The sequence below is a fragment of the Methanocella paludicola SANAE genome (genome assembly GCF_000011005.1).
Classification (GTDB): domain Archaea; phylum Halobacteriota; class Methanocellia; order Methanocellales; family Methanocellaceae; genus Methanocella; species Methanocella paludicola.
In genome coordinates this window covers 221,891-240,124 of sequence record NC_013665.1, presented here as the reverse complement: position 1 = coordinate 240,124, position 18,234 = coordinate 221,891, and the positions used below count along the sequence as shown (strand labels likewise).

General features: G+C 57.6%; 16 protein-coding genes. 7 read left to right on the top strand and 9 right to left on the bottom strand.

Annotation, left to right across the window (positions count from 1 at the left end; all coding sequences use genetic code 11):
• Position 1: 1 nt before the first annotated feature.
• Together MCP_RS01230 and MCP_RS01225 are read left to right on the top strand one after the other, a co-directional pair.
• Positions 2-955, top strand: a complete 954-nt coding sequence (locus tag MCP_RS01230; protein WP_012898990.1) for a glycosyltransferase family 2 protein — start codon at positions 2-4, stop codon at positions 953-955.
• A 293-nt stretch (positions 956-1,248) separates the two neighbouring features.
• Positions 1,249-1,878, top strand: coding sequence for a methyltransferase domain-containing protein (locus tag MCP_RS01225; protein WP_158301424.1), 630 nt, complete (start codon positions 1,249-1,251; stop codon positions 1,876-1,878).
• A gap of 25 nt (positions 1,879-1,903) precedes the next feature.
• Here MCP_RS01225 and MCP_RS01220 read toward each other — a convergent pair whose 3' ends face one another.
• The 9 genes from MCP_RS01220 to MCP_RS01180 all read right to left on the bottom strand — a co-directional run bounded on the left by MCP_RS01220 (position 1,904) and on the right by MCP_RS01180 (position 14,675).
• Positions 1,904-3,271 carry a glycosyltransferase gene (locus MCP_RS01220; protein ID WP_158301423.1) on the bottom strand — a complete coding sequence of 456 codons (1,368 nt, stop codon included), beginning with the start codon at positions 3,269-3,271 and terminating at the stop codon, positions 1,904-1,906.
• Positions 3,272-3,293: 22 nt separating this feature from the next.
• The gene (locus MCP_RS01215; protein WP_012898987.1) at positions 3,294-4,421 is read right to left on the bottom strand and encodes a glycosyltransferase; all 1,128 of its coding nucleotides are present in this window, start codon (positions 4,419-4,421) and stop codon (positions 3,294-3,296) included.
• Between the two features lie 32 nt (positions 4,422-4,453).
• A complete protein-coding gene (locus MCP_RS01210) occupies positions 4,454-5,098 on the bottom strand; it encodes a 4'-phosphopantetheinyl transferase family protein (protein ID WP_012898986.1) in 645 nt (214 codons plus the stop codon).
• Complete coding sequence (locus MCP_RS01205) at positions 5,095-9,102, bottom strand: non-ribosomal peptide synthetase (RefSeq protein WP_012898985.1); 4,008 nt, start codon at positions 9,100-9,102, stop codon at positions 5,095-5,097. The genes MCP_RS01210 and MCP_RS01205 overlap by 4 nt, the downstream gene beginning before the upstream one ends.
• Positions 9,095-10,852: an AMP-binding protein gene (locus MCP_RS01200; protein ID WP_012898984.1), complete on the bottom strand. Its 1,758-nt coding sequence runs from the start codon at positions 10,850-10,852 to the stop codon at positions 9,095-9,097. The genes MCP_RS01205 and MCP_RS01200 overlap by 8 nt, the downstream gene beginning before the upstream one ends.
• A gap of 16 nt (positions 10,853-10,868) precedes the next feature.
• Positions 10,869-11,654, bottom strand: a complete 786-nt coding sequence (locus MCP_RS01195) for a 3-keto-5-aminohexanoate cleavage protein (RefSeq protein ID WP_012898983.1) — start codon at positions 11,652-11,654, stop codon at positions 10,869-10,871.
• 185 nt (positions 11,655-11,839) lie between these two features.
• Positions 11,840-12,532, bottom strand: coding sequence for a glycosyltransferase (locus tag MCP_RS01190; protein ID WP_012898982.1), 693 nt, complete (start codon positions 12,530-12,532; stop codon positions 11,840-11,842).
• A 40-nt stretch (positions 12,533-12,572) separates the two neighbouring features.
• Entirely contained in the window at positions 12,573-13,700 is a 1,128-nt protein-coding gene (locus MCP_RS01185; RefSeq protein ID WP_012898981.1) for a glycosyltransferase family 4 protein, read from the bottom strand.
• A 6-nt stretch (positions 13,701-13,706) separates the two neighbouring features.
• A complete protein-coding gene (locus MCP_RS01180) occupies positions 13,707-14,675 on the bottom strand; it encodes a glycosyltransferase (RefSeq protein ID WP_128566950.1) in 969 nt (322 codons plus the stop codon).
• A gap of 286 nt (positions 14,676-14,961) precedes the next feature.
• Here MCP_RS01180 and MCP_RS01175 point away from each other — a divergent pair, with 286 nt between their 5' ends.
• The 5 genes from MCP_RS01175 to asd all read left to right on the top strand — a co-directional run bounded on the left by MCP_RS01175 (position 14,962) and on the right by asd (position 18,221).
• Positions 14,962-15,159: a 30S ribosomal protein S17e gene (locus MCP_RS01175; protein ID WP_012898979.1), complete on the top strand. Its 198-nt coding sequence runs from the start codon at positions 14,962-14,964 to the stop codon at positions 15,157-15,159.
• Positions 15,159-16,094: a 4-hydroxy-tetrahydrodipicolinate synthase gene (gene dapA, locus MCP_RS01170; protein ID WP_012898978.1), complete on the top strand. Its 936-nt coding sequence runs from the start codon at positions 15,159-15,161 to the stop codon at positions 16,092-16,094. Before MCP_RS01175 ends, dapA begins: the two co-directional genes overlap by 1 nt.
• A gap of 17 nt (positions 16,095-16,111) precedes the next feature.
• Positions 16,112-16,879, top strand: a complete 768-nt coding sequence (gene dapB, locus MCP_RS01165; RefSeq protein WP_012898977.1) for a 4-hydroxy-tetrahydrodipicolinate reductase — start codon at positions 16,112-16,114, stop codon at positions 16,877-16,879.
• A 106-nt stretch (positions 16,880-16,985) separates the two neighbouring features.
• Positions 16,986-17,174, top strand: a complete 189-nt coding sequence (locus MCP_RS01160) for a 4Fe-4S binding protein (protein ID WP_012898976.1) — start codon at positions 16,986-16,988, stop codon at positions 17,172-17,174.
• Positions 17,175-17,186: 12 nt separating this feature from the next.
• Positions 17,187-18,221 (top strand): aspartate-semialdehyde dehydrogenase, encoded by a 1,035-nt coding sequence (asd, locus tag MCP_RS01155; protein ID WP_012898975.1) that lies wholly within the window; start codon positions 17,187-17,189, stop codon positions 18,219-18,221.
• Positions 18,222-18,234: the final 13 nt, after the last annotated feature.

Sequence of the window (18,234 nt, the reverse complement as noted above, 5' to 3'; positions counted from 1 at the left end):
GATGGGCTCTCTCGTATCGGTGGTCATCGTCAACTGGAACGGCCTCAAGTACCTAAGGGAGTGCCTCGATTCTCTTTTCGCCCAGAGCTACGCTAACCGGGAGATCATCCTCGTCGATAATGCCTCTACTGACGGTTCCCCCGATTTTATAAGGAAGAACTATCCCATGGTAAAAGTTATCGAGAGCAGCAGCAACCTCGGCTTCGCCGGCGGAACTAACCGGGGCATAAAAGAGGCGAAGGGCGAGCTCATAGCCCTATTTAATCAGGATGCGGTCGCGGATAAGAACTGGCTGGAAATATTAGTGAAGGCCGTAAATTCGTCTAATGATATCGCAGCGGTTGCCGGTAAGATTTTTTATTGGGGGGATGAGCAGGAAAGGAAAAAGGTGTTTTGCACCTGGCCCAAGGTCGATCCTCGTAAAGCGCTGGCATATAATTTTTTTGACGAGAGGCCGGCTGCAGACGTCGATTATCTGCCGGGGTGTGCCATGCTGATAAAGAAAAAAGCCCTGGATGAAGTCGGCCTGCTGGACGAAGACTATTTCCTTTACTTCGAGGAGACGGACTGGTGTGCTAGGGCGATTATGGCAGGATATAGGCTCGTCTACGTCCCCGATGCGAAGGCCTGGCACGTTGTTTCCGGCTCTATAGGGTCAGGCGCAAAGCTTTCTTATATCATGAGAAACCGCGTCAGGTTCGCCTTAAAAAATTTTGATTCGTCGTATCTTCCTGTTTTTGTTGTTGAATTTACTAAAGAAACTTACAAAATGATGATAAATGGAATCCATGGGCAGGGTTTCGATGATTTTATCGTTCGCATGAAAGCGCTTTTCTGGAATGGTTTCCATTTGATCGGCACGCTCAAGGCGAGAAGAAGGGACCTCTCCAGGATAGCAAATCGCAAATCGTATAATCGCTCCCTGCCTTTGAGTAATATCGAGTGGGAATATTGAGTAACCTGTTGATTTATTTGTACAACAGATTTATGAAATAATTAATCGTTTATTAGCAAAGTGGCGAATAAGATGAAGATATTTAACTCTGATTTTTTAATAAATATTCATCCTCATTTAAACGGACACAGCCTGTTCTGGTCAAGGAGAACGATGAGACCCAGCTATCCTTCCAGTGCAACATATGCGGGGCGGCCTACAGATCAAAGTTAGCGGACCTGACCAGAGAAAATCCAACCTGCAAAAAGTGCGGCTCATCGGTCCGAATGGGGTCGATCGTACATCTATTATCCATGGAACTATTTGGCGAGAGCATACCGCTCTCTGAATTCCCGGTCCGAAAGGACATTACAGGCATAGGCATGAGCGACTGGGACGTGTATACGTCGCGCCTGGCAAAAAAATTAGGATATACGAACACATTTTACCATAAAGAGCCAAAACTGGACATCATATCGGTAGATGATATACAGAATGGCAAATATGACTTTATCATTTCCTCGGATGTATTCGAGCACGTAGTTCCTCCCGTATCAACGGCTTTCTACAACACTGGAAAATTATTAAAAAGGGGCGGAGTGCTGATATTTTCAGTCCCGTATATTTCTACGCCAGGCCACGGTACCGTCGAGCATTTTCCGGATTTGTATCAGTATAAGATAATTAATATGAGACAGGGGAAAATTTTAAAAAATATAACTGCGGAAGGGGTCAGTCAGACTTATACGAATTTAACATTTCACGGAGGGAAGGGCAACACGCTCGAAATGAGATCGTTCTCGGAGTCGTCGTTATGGGATGAACTCCGAAAAGCCGGCTTTAAAGATATCAAAAAATACAACCAATCATACAAAGAATATGGTATAGTCTGGACCGATGAACATATAACGCATTGCTCTCCACCGCTAACTGCAAGGATTTGAGCGATGCTTTATTTATAATGACCTGTTAATGTTTTCCCGTTATGCGCTCTACGATCTCAGCGGCCCTCTTATCCCACGTATTCTCCTTAGCTTCCTTATCGAGCAAAGCCTTATAGCCGGTGTCATCCCTCAGACGCAGGGCCTCATCAAGTTGCCTCAGGAAGTCCCCCTGGTCCTTACCGATCAGCACCGACCTATACTTCCGGCACTCCCGGAGGTTCGTGGTCACGATGGGCGTTCCCAGCGCCATGTACTCGAACACCTTGATGGGCGATGTCGACTCGGTGATCTTGTTCAGGACGAACGGTATGGTCGCCACGTCGAACCACACGGCATACTGGGGCAGGATCGAATAATCCTTGATGCCCAGGTAATGGATATTTCTATACTGATCCAGCCCCTGCTTATACAGGCTCCCGTCATAGTCCCATCCGATGAGCACGAACTCGAGGTCCGTACGAGTTTCAGCCGCCTTCTTGATGAGCTCGTAGTCGAACCAGCTGGCCAGCGCGCCATAATAGCCGATAACAGGCTTCTTCTTTTCCAGGATTGGGGCCAGGTCCAGGGGAACGTTAGCCGGGTTCCGCTGGACGTGGAAGTGATCGTAGTCAACGCCGTTGGGAATAAGGTACGTATCCTTAGGCCTGTCCTTTAAAGCTTCATTATAGAGATTATCGGCAGTGGCAATGAAGACGTCCGCATGCCTCTTCATGTACTCGTGGCGCTTGAATGCGTGGTCGACATTTTCCTTTGATATGTCTCGGTGTATCTCGTCGATGTAGTCGTAGACGACCGTGGCCTTGCCCTTCATTCTGGCCACGTCCTCCAGCAGGACGCCAAGGTTCGTGGAGGACAGGAGAAGGATGAACTTCGGCAGCTCCTTTATGACAAGATCGTATTGATTCGTGACGTAGCAGTTATCGTTGATCTTGCGGAAGCCGTCGACCCGGTCGTACAGGTTCTTCCCGGTCGAGAAGAAGAACAGGTACCCGCTCTTTGATAGCTCCAGTGCCAGTTGCTGAGGACGCTGAAACAGGGGTATGTTCCAGTCCACGGTGGGCGGATATACAATGATGCCCTTGATCTTTCCCTCGCGCTCCTTCAATATCTCATTGAGCGCTGCTCTATAGGCCTCGACGTTTTTCGGGGCCGGCTCGCCGGAAGGCGAAACGCGGTTAAAGGTACGGCTAAGCAGTTTCGTGAGAGGTGAGCCCATACTAAAGAAACGTCCATAAAACTGGCTCAGCCTCCAGCCCACCGAGCTCTCCCTCTGCCTCACGGTCTCCTTCAGGTCTTCGATCTGCCGGTCCTTATCTTTTATTTGCAGCTCGAGGGCGCGTACCCTGTCCCTGAGGTATTCGATGTCCTGCTCACTATCCTGATCCTGTGGCATATCTTCTCCCATACTCAGCCGCTCATCCATGCGTATCGATCGACCTCTGGATTATTTCGACCATGGCCTTTGCCTTACTATCCCAGGTGTTCTCGCTAACCACAGCTTTCATCCTGTCGGCGTCCGGCTTATTCCGGAGCGCATCCGCCGTCTTCCTTATGAAATCATCGTGGTCGCGTGCGATGTATATGGTCCCATCGTACTTCTCCACCTCGGCCATAGTAATAGTTACGACGTTCTTGCCGCCCGCAAGGTACTCGTATAGCTTGACTGGATTGACGCTCTTCGTGAGCTCGTTAATCCTGAAGGGGATGATACAGACATCGAACGCCTTCAGGTACCCGGGCAGCGCATCGTGGGGCTTCTGGCCGGGTAAATAGACGTTCGGGAGGCTCTTTAATTTTTGCAGCCCCTCCGGGCCAATGAGCGCCGGGCCGACCAGGACTATAGAAGCTTCAGGATATGCCGAGGCCATCCTTACGATGAGGTCGATGTCCATCCACTCGTCGATGACCCCAAAATACCCTATGATCGGCTTTTTTAGCCACTTGATGTCGTCAGGCACGGGCACATCACCCCAGGCTTTTTCGAACAGGCCGGCATCCACGCCGTTGCCAATGAGATGAACATTATCGCTCCTGTACCCAAGAGCTTTTTTCCTGAGGCTCTCCGAGGTGACGAACACGATGCCCGACTTTTTAAACAAGTTTTCCACGTACGGCCCCATCCAGTGAGGTTCACGAGAGAATGCCATCCTGTCGTCCGCGCAGTCGTAGGTGGCCAGCCTTTCCCCGAGCCGCCCGATGAGCGACGAGAACCTCGGGGCATAGTACAGCAGCACCGGGCGCGTGATATTATGTTTAAGGAACATCGCCTTGAGCCAGCACCATATGAAAATATCGTTCACGGGCCGCAGGATCGAGACCTTATCGGTCAACGGCAGCGCCGGCGAAGAAATGACGGTAATGTTGCCGTGTTTCCGGGCGAGGAGCCGGCGGGGCTCCTTGAGCAGGACCACTAGCGACGTGGGCTCGACGAAGAGTATGTTCCAGCCTTCAGGGAAGCGCGTCAGCAGGCTCTGGTGCCTCTGCCAGACGAAATCCCAGAAGATATCAGAAAAGCATACGATGTCGGTCCTGCTCGCGTCCACAACCTGACCTAACGATGACATCATAAATAAGCTTATTCAGGTGGCCGAAAGACGGATACCCGGGCTATGGGACCCTCGACGGCTACCGCACCGGCATAGCCGGGCGCCGGGTCGATATCGATGATCGACCAGCCTTCGCCTATGGTAGCCTCGTTCGGTTGCACGCTCAGCCCCAGGCCAGTTGCCTTCAAATAAGCTTCTTTCCGGGTCCATAGCCTGAAAAATACTCCAGAATCGATGTTATTATTACCCAGTGCAGCCTGCTCATCCCGCGAGAAAGCGCAGGATGCGAGCTCCTCGAACTCCATGTCGCGGACCTGTTCCACGTCGACGCCCACGTCGAGGCCATCGGTAACAGCTATCGCCGCAATCCCTCCCGAATGGGAAAGGTTAAACCTCAAGCGTCCGCCATGGATGGCCGGCTCCAGATAGGGCTTACCATGGGGCCCCCGGACATACCTTATAGCGTCCGGCTCGATGCCAAGATACGATGCCAGGATATGCCTGAGCGCCTCATGGGCGGCTAAATATCGCCCGGCATCCGTCTCTCTGCGGAATCGGCGGAAAGTATCCATCTCGCCCTCGTCGAGGCATTCCATTGGGAGTTCGCCTGTGGAATGTTCAAGGGACACGACCCGGACATGGACCTCCCCGGGGCCGGGCATTTCCAGCGTCAAGTCGCGCCTCCTCCGGGACTTTTGTCTGTGGCCAGGTATTCTTCGACCGCACGGGCCAGCTCCTTAGCCGATGGCGGCCGGGTCATCGTCTCGTGGTCGCCCGGTACTACGTGGACCTTTAACGCGCCGTCCACGTATTTTTCCCATCCCAATGCCGGGCCAGCATAGAGGGCGTCTTTAAAATTGTCCGCCGTTTTACGGGAGAAAAATAACACGACGTCCCCCGCGTATGGCCTGAAGACATATTTTTTATATATCTCAAATGCGGCCAGCGTAGTTTCATGATATGGCCCTGGCATGGCCATGAGCCACTCCGGATATGAGCGAGCAGCCCTGGAGCCGTCGCCCGGCTCCCGGTGCGCCAGGTTACTAAGGAATTGCCCTGCCATGGCCGGTATGCCCCATATTCTGGCCAGCCGCTGGCCGGGGGGAGCGAGGGCGATATTAGAGAGGACGATAGGGAATCTGCCGGCCAGAATTTTCAGTGACCGGCTATCGAGACGGTAGTGGTAACCCGGCGGTACCAGGTCGATGAGCCCCAGGAAGCCTATCTCCTCACCGGCGGACCTGAGCCTGGCGGCCATCTCGTAGGCGACGGCGCCTCCGGCGCAATATCCCAGAAGGTTATAGGGCCCATGAGGCTGGACGGCCTTCACATCCTCGATCAGCCTCCTCGCAAGCTCCTCGATGCTCCCCGGGACCAGCCCCTCGTCATGCCAGGGCATCTGAAGCGCATATACCTGCCGGCCTTTCTCAAATTCTGCTGCCATGGGCGCGTACTCGGCGAGCGTGCCCCCGATGGCGATAATACAGAACAGCGGCGGCCTTACGGGACCATTCTTGATCAATAAAGGGGGGTTGAAGGTCTTTAATTCCCGTATAGCCCGGGCCATACGGCCGATGGTCGGGGCCAGGAATATGGTGTTTACAGGGAGCTTTACGTGAAGCTTCTCGCCGATCCTCGCACAAAGGGTTATGGCTTTAAGTGAATGACCGCCAAGGCCAAAGAAATTGTCGTCCGTGCCTGCATTATCGATGCCCAGCACATCTTCCCATATCTCCGCCAGCTCGTATTCGAGCTCGTCCCTCAGCTCCCCGCCATTGCCATGAGACAGGTCGCCAGGCACTGGCAGCGCCAGGTAGTCCACCTTACCCGTAGGGGTAAGGGGAATTGTTTCGATAGGAATGAACGCCACAGGTATCATATATTCCGGGAGCTTCGCCCGCATGTGTTCCCTTAGATCGCCCTCTTCGATGCCCCGGCCATCCAAGGGCACAACATATGCAACGAGCTGCCTCTCGCCCCTTACCTCATTAACAGCGATCAGTGAGGCCTTCACTGAAGGGTGTGCCCCTAGAAGGGCATTTACCTCCCCCGCCTCTACCCTGAACCCGCGTATCTTTACCTGGCTGTCGCGCCTCCCGAGGAATCGGATGTTGCCATCGGGGAGGTAACGCCCCAGGTCCCCGGTCCTGTACAGCATTGAGCCGCTGCAGAACGGGTCGGGCACAAAAGCCGACGCGTTCAGGTCCGGCCGCCCGTGGTAGCCTTGGGATACGCCATCGCCGCCCAGGTATATTTCCCCGGTCACGCCGACGGGCACGGGCTCAAGATACTCGTCCAGCACGTATGCAGTGGTATTGGATATCGGCCTTCCGATGGGTATGCTGTTCTCGACCGGCTCGCGGATAAGGTACCAGGTGCTGAAGGTCGTGTTCTCGGTGGGGCCGTAGGCGTTGAGCAGCCGCCGGGGCCGGCCATGTTCCAGGACTCGTTTCACGGGAGTGGGCTCGACGACATCGCCGCCTACGAGGAGGTCCCTGACGCTCTTGAAGGCTCCCGGCGCCTCCCGGGAGTAAAGGTTAAAGAGCTGCGCGGTCACGAAGAGCGTATCGACGTGCTCTTCAGCGATGTGGGCGGCAAACATGTCCGGCGTCAGCACCGTATCCCTGTCGAAGATCGCCAGCCGGGCCCCGTTCAATAATGCGCCCCACACCTCAAACGTCGACGCGTCGAATGCGGGGTTCGAAATATGAGCCACGGTGTCGCCGGGGCTCATATGTACGTAGTTCGTATTGATGACCAGCCTGCAGATGCCCCGGTGGGGCACCCGAACGCCTTTGGGCTGCCCGGTAGAGCCCGATGTGTACATGATGTATGCTGTGCTTTTTACGGACGGGCTTACCGCCAGGTTCCCATCTTGAAGGAGTCCGATGGCCTCGCGCTCCGCCTCAAGGCATATCATCCTGCATTCGTCCGGCAATTGAAGCCCGGAGGGCGGCGTTTTTACCAGTATGAGGCCGGCATGGCTGTCCTTGAGCATGAGCTCCGTCCTGGGCCGGGGGTCTGACGGGTCCACGGGCACATAGACGCCGCCCGCCTTGAGCACGGCCAGCTCGCAGATGACCATCTCGATCGAGCGTTCCATGTATATGACTACGGTTGCCCCCGGGCTAATGTCCATGTGCCGGGCCAGCCTGTTGGCGCGGGCGTTGAGCTCCTCATACGTTAAGCGCTCATTATCGTGTGCGACCGCCACAGTATCCGGGGAAGCCCTCGCACGTTCCTCGAAGATGCGGCTTACGGCCTTCACGGGATAATCGGCCTTTGTATCGTTCCATTCATGAACGATCAAGCGCCTTTCCCCGGGGGTCAGCATGGCTAGCCTGCCGATGGGCTGGCCGGGGTCTTGTACGATGCTCCGTAGCAGCACCAGCCAGTGGTCCGCCAGCAGGGCGATGGTCCGCTCATCGAAGATGGCGACAGGATATACTAACCGGCAGGACAGCCCGGCCTTCGTCTCGGTGACCTCGAAGGTGAGATCGACTTTTGCCGTCGAGTAATTGAAGAAGTGGCGCTCGAAGAAAATATCCGAGACCATGATATCCCTGCCCGGAAAGTTCCTCATCTGGAAGAGCGTCTGGAACACGGGCGGGCGCGAAGGCTGCCTGTCCAGGGGCAGCGTTTCCACCAGCTTATCGAAAGGAATGTCCTGATTGCTATAAGCCTCTAATGCCGTCTTGCGTACGCTCCTGGCAAGCTCGATGAACGGCATGTCCCCGGAAAGCCGGTTACGCATGGGCAGGGTATTGACAAAAAGCCCGATGTTATCCTCTATTTCCAGGTAGTGGCGGCCAGCGATGGGGCATCCGACGACGATGTCATTCTGGCCGGTGTGCCTGTAAAGTAGGACGTTATAGGCCGCGAGCAGCACCATGAACAGGGTCGCCCTCTCGCTCCTCGCGAGCGCCTTTAGGGCGTCGGCGACGTCACCCGGGATATCGCATGTATAGACCGCCCCGTCGAAGCTCTGCGCCGGGGGGCAAGGACGGTCGGCAGGCAGCTCAAGGAATGGCAGGTCTCCGCCGAGCTTATCCTGCCAGTATCGAAGCTGCTCATCAAAGTCCCCGCGGTCATACCTCTCCCGCTGCCAAACCGCATAGTCGGCGTACTGGAGCGCGGGCTCCGGCGGGAGCGGGCGGCTCTCCCTGACGGCCCCGTACAGGACCGCGAGCTCGCTCATGAAGATATTGACCGACCAGCCGTCGAAGATTGCGTGGTGGGTGACGAACGTAAGTAAGTGTTCCCCATCGGATAGCTTAAACAGCCGCGCCCGGATCAGCGGCTCATTACCCAGGTCAAACGGCCTCTTCGCCTCGACGACCGCCAGGCGCTCCGCCTCCGCCATCGCCTCTACAGGTGATAATCCCGAAAGGTCGACTATATGCAGGTCCAGAGCCTTTGGCGGGGAAATATGCTGTAATACCTGGCCATTTTCGATAATAAGGTTGGTCCGCAATGCCTCATGCCTGCGCATCACCTCGTCGAGGCACCGTCCCAGGACCCCGATGTCTGGCTGGCCACGGATAAGCAGGGCGTTAAGCTGATTATAAATGGCGTTGTCCGGGTCCATCTGCTCGAGGAACCACATCCTCTGCTGGGCGAACGATGCCAGTATGGGCCCGTCTTTTACCCGGGGCTTGATGCGCTGGCGCTCATCCATTGGGACGCTCACCTTTTAGCCTGTCGATCGTACGGCCCAGCCCGGACAGGTTCTCGGACTCGATGATGCGCACGATGGGAACGTCGACGTCGAATGACCTGCGTATGCGGGACATTACCTGGGTCGCGAGCAGCGAGTCCCCGCCAAGCTCCAGGAAGTTGTCGAGCGCCCCGATGTCTCCCCGGCGAAGCACTTCGGACCATATCCTTGCCAGCTCGGCCTCGGTCCGGGTCATCGGGGCGGTCTTCACCGGCGCCTGATCCGCCACGCGCTCTACCGACACCCCGAGCCTTCTGGCCATGCCGATCCTCTGGACCTTGCCCGTAGGGCCTTTCGGTAGGGACTCGACGATGACAATGCGGGAGGGCACCTTGAAGTATGCCATGCGGGGGATCAGGAATTCCTTGAGCGCTTCGGCGGTGACGCCATCGCTAGAAACGACCGCTGCACCGACCTCTTCGCCTAGGGGGCCGCCGGGGACGGGGAACACGGCCGCCTCTTTTACGGCGGGATGAGCAAGCAGGGCTTCCTCGACCTCGAAAGGCGAGACCTTCTCGCCCCCGCGGTTGATGATCTCCTTCAGGCGCCCCAGGAGATGCAAGTAGCCGTTCGCATCAATATAACCATTATCGCCGGTCCTGAGCCATCCGTCGTGGAACGCTGCGGCGTTAGCATCAGGGTTGTTCTCGTACCCGGCGGTCACGCCCGGGCCGCGAATTGCGACTTCTCCGGCCTCGCCGGCGGTAAGCATGTTACCGGCCCCGTCTAGTATCGCCGCCTCCGTGCCCCACGGCAGCCCCACGCTCCCGGGCTTACGTGAGAGCGGTGGCAGCGGATTGACTGCGATCTGGTGGGACGCCTCGGTCATGCCGTACGCCTCTATCACGGGGACGCCGAAGCGCTCCTCCAGGCTACGCATGATGGGGACGGGCAGCGCCGATGACGCGGAACGTATGAATCGTAAACTGTCATATTTGCCCGGGTCGCTCTTTGCCATTTCCAGCACCTTCTGGTGGATGGTCGGCACGGCCGTATACCAGGTGGGCTTGAGGTCGCGCAGCCACCCCATGAACTCCGGGGCGACGAATCCCTGCGCGCATACTGTCGTAGCCCCGGCGGCGACCGAGGAAAGGAGCGCCCCTATGAGGCCATGGATGTGGAAGAGCGGCATTACGTTCAGGCACCGGTCTCCCGGGCCCAGGCGAAGCGAGTCGGCGATGTTACAGGCGGAGGCGCATATGTTGGCCTGCGTGAGCGGCACTCGCTTGGGCTTCGACGTCGTGCCTGACGTGTGCAGGACCAGCGCGGTATCTTCGGGCTCTGAAAATTCCTGAGAGGCGCCCAAGGGCTTCGCCTCGTACAGCGACTTCAGGCTTATGACGGGTATGTTCATGCCGCGGGCTGCCTCCTCGGCTGGCGACGGCTCCCCATTCGTTATTAGCGCCTTAGCCCCCAGGCTAGAAAGATAAAACTCGAGCTCGGGCCGGCTATAGAGAGGGTTGAGCGGAGCGCAGGTGAACCCCGAGGCCACGGAGAGAAAGGCGATGGCCATGTCGGGGCCGTTAGGGAGCACGACGGCGATACGGTCGTTCCGGCGGTATCCCATGCCGTACAGCGCCCCGGCGATGCCGGAGATGTGCATGCGCAGCTGATCGTAAGTAATAGGAGCCCTGCCGGGGGCCTCGATTGCGTGTGACCTCCCATCCTGACCGCCATGGAGAAGTTCATGGATACACGTTAGCTCTGCCATCGTTTTCACCCCAGTATCAATGATCAAGGCCCAGGATCGCCCTGGCCTCCGCCGGAGTGGCGATCTCCCTGCCCAGCTCACGGGCGATGCGGGCTACCCGCTCCACGAGCTGCTCGTTCGTGGCCAGCGACTTTTCAGGATAAGAATAATAAAGCGAGTCCTCCAGGCCTACCCTGACGTGGCCTCCCATGAGCATCGACGCCACGTTCACCTGGAGCTGGAACCTGCCTATGCCAGTAGCCGCCCAGGTGCTGCCCGGCGGCACCGACCCGGCGAGAAAGACGAGGTCCCGGGCCTCAGCGGGCATGCTGCCCAGCGAGCCCAGTAAAAGGTTAAAGTGTAATGGCGGGCGCAGGTGGCCCTTTGATGCCAGGTACTTCGCCACGTTAACGAAACCCGGTTCAAAAGCCTCCAGCTCCGGCTTCACGCCATGCTCTTCCATCCTCTTCGCCAGGGCGACGATGTCCTCCTGGGAGTTCGGGCTTGGGTTCTTTATGAAGTTCACCGTGCCCATCATCAGGGACGCCATATCCGGCCTCAGCTCCAGGACTTCGGCCCTGTGCTCCAGGCTACGGTCTGACCTCCCGCTGGTGGACGCGCAGATGATGATATCCGGGCACTTCCTCCGTATTGCCGAGAATATCTCGCCGTAAACCTCTTTCTTATAGGTCGGGTTACCGGCCTCGTCCCTGGCGTGGACGTGGACCGAAGAAACGCCCAGCTTATAGGCCCTGTAAGTATCTTCGGCGATCTCTTCAGGGGTGAGGGGAACATAGGGTGAGTCCTTGCGCGTCGGAACCATTCCCGTCGGAGCTAGCTGGACGATCAGCTTCGAGGCCTTTTCACCATTTACGAATACTATAACGATACCTCCCCATGTAGCCTTTTACAATTTCGCTATGCACGAAATGTTCAAAAATTTCCCACCGCTCAACCTCAACCGTATGACGGTGGACTTACATCGTAATTAAACTTATTGTAGCCTGTTCAAGCCTTTTTATAAAGCCCGAGCCTTACCTTCATCAAATTAAAGAACATCGAGGGCACGTACTTGAAGCTAAAAGTGCTCGCCTTGTCGTCCTTCCAGACCACGGGGACCTCTTTGATGTCGCATCCGGCGTTCTTCAGCCTCCACAGAAGCTCCACGTCGAACTCGAAGCCCTTGCAGGCCATGGAGGGCGCCACCCGGTCGATGTACTCCCTTTTAAAGACCTTGCCGCCGCACTGCGAGTCGCGGATGCGAAGCCCGAAAATGGCCCGGGACAGCATGAAGTTAAAGACCTCGCTGGCGAACCTGCGGAAAAGATACTGGCTCTCCATGATCATGGACTCTTTGGACTTGCGGTCTGCGATTACGCATCCCGCGCCGGTGCGGTCCATTTCATCAAGCAGGCGCAAGAACTGGTCGACCTTGAGCGAGTTATCGGCGTCGGTGAAGCCCACGACCTCGCCGCGGGCGGCCTTGAAGCCCTCCAGCACGCCGCCGCCCTTTCCCAGGCGGTGGCCGAACTCGAGCACCTTCCCGTAGGGCTTCGCCAGCTCTGCGGTCCGGTCGTTCCCGTCGCAGACGATGAGCAGCTCGAAGTCCCTGCCCGAGGCCTTCAGGCCCTCGCTATAGTCCCGGAGGGTCTGCTCTATGCGCTTTTCCTCGTTGTAGGCGGGGACGATGACGCTGATCAACTGGGCACCTCTGGCAACTACAATTCCAAAAAGAAGTATATTAATTTGTCTGTTTTGCGTAGCACTCGAGCAGCAGCTCGCTAAGCCCGTCCCAGTCGTATTTGCGAGCTGCAGGGGCGCACTCGGCGGCCATCCGCTTTCGCCGGGCCTCGTCCCCGAGGACGTCAAGGACTGCATCGCTCAGCTCCTTTTCCCCCAGGCCCACCACTCGCCCGGTAACGCCGTCCACGACGAGCTCCCTGGCAGAGTTTTTTTCGCCGGATACGGTTATTACGGGCACGCCGCAGGCCAGCGCCTCCAGCGTGGTGATGCTGAACCCCTCCCGGGTGGAGGGGAGGACGAACACGCGGGACGACTTGAGGGAAGAGTACAGGGCCATTTCGTCCACTGCGCCCGCGAACTTCACTTTCAGCGGCAGCCCGGCCGCCAGCGCCTCCAGCGACCCCTTCTCCGGCCCGTCGCCGATGATGAGCACGCTTAGCGGCATTTTTCGGGACGCTTCGGCACACGCCCTGAGCAGGACGTCCACGTGCTTGTCCCGGATGAGCCTCCCCGCGAACATGACGTCGGCCCCCTCGCCTCCCGTAGGGGCGCCCCCGATGGCGGCGGTGGAAATGCCGTTAGGCAGGATGATGATGCGCTCCTTTTTAACGCCCAGGCGCTCTAAGCCTGCGGCCGTGCCTTCGGAGACGGCGATGATGCGCCCCGCAAGCCGCGCCGTGACCTTCTCGATGAGCTTCCCGAAAAACCCGATCCAGCCCATGTACTCGTACCAGTAGTCGCCCCAGGCCTCGTGCCAGGTGACGTAAAATCTGCCTCCCCTGAGCATTGTGGCCAGCTTACAGGTAAAGATGGAGAAGTAGGGGTGCTGGTTGCAGTCGATGATGTCGAATTTTTCTTTCAGGAGGGGCCACATGAGGGCCAGCCCGAACGCCAGCGCCTCCACGATGGAACGGCGGCCCTCTGCAGAGTAAAGCGTCCTGGGCCTGCAGACCCCGTGGTATGTGATGCCGTCCTTGACGAGCACCGGGGGGCCGTCCCACCATTTAATGCCGTAGATGTGCACCTCATGCGCCTTCGAGAGGCGGAGGGCGAACTCGTAAAAGCGCTTCTCGGCACCGCCCTTGATATAGGGATAGATCACGTCGGAGACAAAAGCGATCTTCATGCGTATCTAGCGCTTCGCCGCACGAAGCGCGCTGGTTATGATGTCTGCCAGCAGCCCGAAGGATATCACCTGGATGCCGCCCATGAACAGCATGGCGGACAGGATCGTGAGCGCGAGGTGGGTAATGACCCCGTTCATGAGCCACTCGTATACGACGTAGCCGCCCGACAGCAGGGACCCGAGTATGAATAGCGAGCCGATGGTGAGAAAAATGGCGAACGGGTTATAGTCCCTCACCATGCGGATGATGAGGCTTAAAATGAGCGAGCCGTCCTTGTAGGCCTTGAGCTTCGCCTCGCCGATGCGCTGGCGGTACGATATGGGCACCTCAGCGATGCGCATGGACTTCTTGCGGGCGTCGATGATCATCTCGCTGGCGAAGGGCATGCCGTCCTCGTCCAGGTCCAGGGTGTCGAGCGCGCTCTTCCGTAGAGCCCGGAACCCGGTCTGGGAGTCCTTCAGCTTTAGGCCATAAAGGCCGTTGATGACCCCGGTGATCATCCGGTTGCCGAAGCGGTTGCGGGCGTTCATGGCGCCCGGCTCCATCCGGGCGAACCGGTTGCCCAGGCACACGTCCGTGGGGCCGTTCACGATGGGGTCGATGAGCATGGGTATCTCGTACGCGTCGTACGTGTTGTCGCCGTCCATCATGACGACGACGTCGACATCGGGCCCCACGGAGCTGAAGCCTACCATGTAGGCGTTACCGTAGCCCGATTCCTTCTGGGTGACGACGATTGCGCCGGCCTTTTTTGCCTTCCTCGGGGTATCGTCCAGGGACTTATCCACGACGATGACCTCCGTGTCGAAGTGCCTGAGCGCCTGCCTGGCATCGTCTACCACTTTGCTGATGGCGGGCTCGTTCATCGTGGGTATGATGACCGCCACTTTCAAGGGCTTATCCCTCATCTCCGGCTTTTCAAGGCTCAGCAAGCTCGTGATAGCACCCGTGCTACTCGATGAACCGTATCCCATATATAACTATTCCTTTTCAGGGTTTTATATTAAAGTATTTATCTGCTCATTAGTTGTATAGCAGGGCGTAATATGCCAAACAAAAGTGTAATATCGGGATGCCGGGTGTGGCCATACACGCGTGCAAAGCTATAAATGCAGGCAAGACGCTAAATCACGACGCCCGAGCACTCCAGGCAAAAAAAACATAGTTAAATACCATGAGCGCATATTTGACTTCAATATTGACACTCACGTATGCTCTCATCATGGAATGCAGGGCATAAACCATAAAGGAGGTTGAACGTTGGGAAGTATAAAGCAGACTAATATCAAGAGCACCGGCCACGCGCTGCTAAGGCAGCACCCGGACGAGTTCACCACGGACTTTAACGCGAACAAGGCCCAGGTCGAGAAGCTCACGGGCGTCGACAGCAAAACGCTCCGGAACCGAGTAGCCGGCTACGTTACGAGGAAAGTCAGCTCCAAGGGCAGGAGGAAATAATGAAGCTCAAGGGTGAGTTAAAGGGCGTTTACCCTGCCCTGATCACTCCTTTCAAGAAAAATGGCGAGATAGACATCGCGGGCTTCAGGAATAACATTGACTACGTCATCGAGGGCGGCGTTTCGGGCATCGTGCCGTGCGGCTGCACGGGCGAGGCGGCCACCCTCAGCTTCGACGAGCAAAAGCGGCTTTTAGAAACGGCTGTGGATCAAGCCAATGGCCGTGTGCCGGTCATCGGCGGTTCTGGTTCTAATAACACCCGGGAAGCGGTCGAGCTCACCCGGTACGCGATGGACTCGGGCGCCACCGCCGCTATGCTCATCACCCCCTACTACAACAAGCCCGGCGACGCCGGTCAGCTACTTCATTACCGCACCGTCGCCGAAAATGTCGATATCCCTATCATTCTCTACAACGTGCCGTCCAGGACGGGCATCAACATGAAGCCGTCCATCGTGGCCGAGCTGGCGAAGATCGACAACATCGTCGGGATAAAAGAGGCCAGCGGCAGCCCGGCGCAGACCGCCGAGATCATCGAGCTCACGAGGGGCTACAAAAAGGGCTTCACCGTGCTCTCGGGCGACGACAACCTGACCATACCGATCATGTCCTACGGAGGCAAGGGCGTCGTCTCCGTGGCGGCGAACGTGCTCCCTAAGGAGGTCAGCCAGATGGTCGCCTACTACCTGAAGGGCGATCAGAAGAAGGCGCTGGACGTCTACTATAAGCTTGCGCCGATCATGCGGGGCCTGTTCATCGAGACCAACCCTATACCCGTCAAGGCCGCTGCGAACATGATGGGCCTGGCCGCGGGGCCGCTCAGGGCTCCCCTGACCACCATGGCGCCAGAGAACCAGAAGAAGCTCCAGGCAATGCTGGAGGCGCTGGGCGCCGTGAAGAAGAAGGTGGCCGTGAAGGCCCGGGCGAAGAAATAACGATCAAGGGTGAGCGAATGGTGAGGGTAGCAATAGCGGGCATAAACGGCAGGATGGGGACGATGGTCTCTGACATCGTCCTCGCCCAGCCCGACATGGAGCTTGTGGCAGGGTTCGACCTCTCGGCAGGAAAGCAGGTCGGCCCCGTCAAGGTCTCCAGCGCCAAAGACATCGATAGCGTCTTAAAGGCCGTAAAGCCCGACGTTCTCATCGATTTTACGGCGCCCTCGGCAGCTGTCGGCAACGTGAAGGCCGCGGCCGCGAATGGCGTCCGCATGGTCGTCGGCACCACTGGCTTCGACGAGGCCCAGAAGAAGGAGATGGCCGACGCCATTGCTAAAGGGAACGTCGCCGCCATCATCTCCCCCAACTTTTCTGTCGGCGTACAGGTGTTCTTAAAATTGCTGGCCGAGGCGGCGAGAGACCTCGAGGGCTGCGATATCGAGATCATCGAGGCGCACCACAACAAGAAGAAGGACGCCCCCAGCGGCACGGCCTTAAAGGCCGCCGAGGTCATTTCCGGCGCCCTGAAGGAGAAGCCCCCGCTGGTATATGGTCGTGAGGGCGTCGCCCTCAGGGGCAAGGAAATAGGCGTCCACGCCGTCAGGGGCGGGGACATCGTGGGCGACCACACCGTGCTTTTCGCCTGTGAGGGCGAGCGCATTGAGATAAAGCACCAGGCCCACTCCCGGAGCGCGTTCGCGTCGGGCGCCGTCAAGGCCGCCAGGTGGCTCGTCTCGCAGAAGCCCGGTCTCTACTCGATGTCCGACATGGTCATGCAGTAGGCCGTCGATATTTTTTCCCTTTTTTAAAGCGCGTACCCATCCCTTGTCAGAAAAATTTTAAGTAATAAGCCCAACCTAACATACAACATTTATCCGGTGAATAACTATGGTTGCAAAAGTGGATAAGGAAGCATGTGTCGGCTGCGGGACGTGCGTGGACGCGTGCCCCGAGGCGGCAATAGAGCTTGTCGACGAGATCGCGAAGGTAGACGAGGAAAGGTGCCAGGAGTGCGGCGACTGCGTCGCTGCATGCCCGACTGAGGCGATAAAGCTGGAAAAAGAGAAGACGAAGTAAAAGGTGTACACTATGATCAAGGCCGGAATACTGGGCGCGACGGGGGCCGTGGGACAGAGGTTCGTCCAACTACTGGCGGACCACCCATGGTTCGAGATAACGGCGCTGGCCGCTTCGGAGCGGAGCGCTGGAAAGAAGTACGGTGAAGTTGCCAAGTGGAGGCTGGATACCGACCTCCCTGAAAACGTGAGGGACATCACCGTGGTCTCGACTAAGCCGAAAGAGGTCGACGCCGACATCGTATTCTCGGCCCTGCCCGCCGAGGACGCCATCACCATCGAGAAGGACTTCGCGAAGGCGGGCTTCGTCGTGTCGTCGAACGCCAGCTCCCACCGCATGGAGAAGGACATACCGCTCCTTATACCCGAGGTCAACCCGGAGCACCTGGCGCTTATCGACGTCCAGAAGAAGAAACGCAAGTGGGACGGGTGCATCGTCACCAACCCCAACTGCAGCACCATCATGATGGTCCTGACGCTCAAGCCCCTCATGAAGTTCGGCATCGAGAACATACACGTGGCCACCATGCAGGCCGTGTCGGGCGCGGGCTACGAGGGCGTGTCCTCGATGGCCATCATGGACAACGTCATCCCGTACATCGGCGGGGAGGAGCACAAGATGGAGACGGAAACACAAAAACTGCTGGGCACCTTCGACGGTAAAATAGTCAAGGACGCACCGTTCTGGGTGAGCGCCGCCTGCCACAGGGTTCCCGTGATGGACGGGCACACCATGTCAGTCTGGATGCGCTCGAAGAAGAACCCCACGCCTGAGCAGGTGAAGAACGCGTTCCTCAAGTTCGACCCGAAGCTCGGGGACCTGCCGACCTCGCCGAAGAAGGCCATCATAGTCAGGGAGGAGCCGGACAGGCCGCAGCCCAGGATGGACCGGAACCAGGGGCGGGGCATGAGCGTGTCCGTCGGCCGCATCAGGGCGGGCGCTGACAACGCCGTCCAGTACGTGTGCATGGGGCACAACACGGTCAGGGGCGCCGCGGGCGCGAGCATCCTGAACGCGGAAGTGCTCAAGAAGAAGGGCTACCTGTAAGCCCTTCCATCAC